The following is a 279-nucleotide window of genomic DNA, read 5'->3' as shown; positions in this document are numbered from 1 at the left end:
TTTTGGTTATCCCAGAGGACATGAGAATCAACAAGGTGCACCCCAGTAACCATCCTGCTGAGCAATGTTACGGGTATCATGTTAAGGGTAACATTGCGAACAAAGCACCTGGCGCCGCAGCGGAATTTCTGTTTTGGGAAGGTGATCAACTTTTTGCCAGCGGGTTATCAGAATGTTTGCAGCGGGAGTGTCATGGCTTATGGTTACACTAAGGTCTTTGAGCCAAACAAGAAGGCCGTGCAGGTGAGTGAGAATCTGATCGAGTTGTACAGTAATCAA

The 279-nt window shown here is 47.0% G+C and carries 1 protein-coding gene; it reads right to left on the bottom strand.

Going from position 1 to position 279, the window contains the following annotated elements:
• Positions 1-81: 81 nt before the first annotated feature.
• Positions 82-279 (bottom strand): hypothetical protein (locus tag KVT28_RS24950; RefSeq protein ID WP_217550824.1); only part of this gene is annotated, 198 nt, incomplete at its 5' end.

The sequence above is a fragment of the Pantoea sp. GbtcB22 genome (assembly GCF_019091025.1).
Classification (GTDB): Bacteria; Pseudomonadota; Gammaproteobacteria; order Enterobacterales; family Enterobacteriaceae; genus Pantoea; species Pantoea leporis.
The sequence above is the reverse complement of the archived record's forward strand: the minus strand, read 5'-3'. Positions and strand labels throughout refer to the sequence as shown.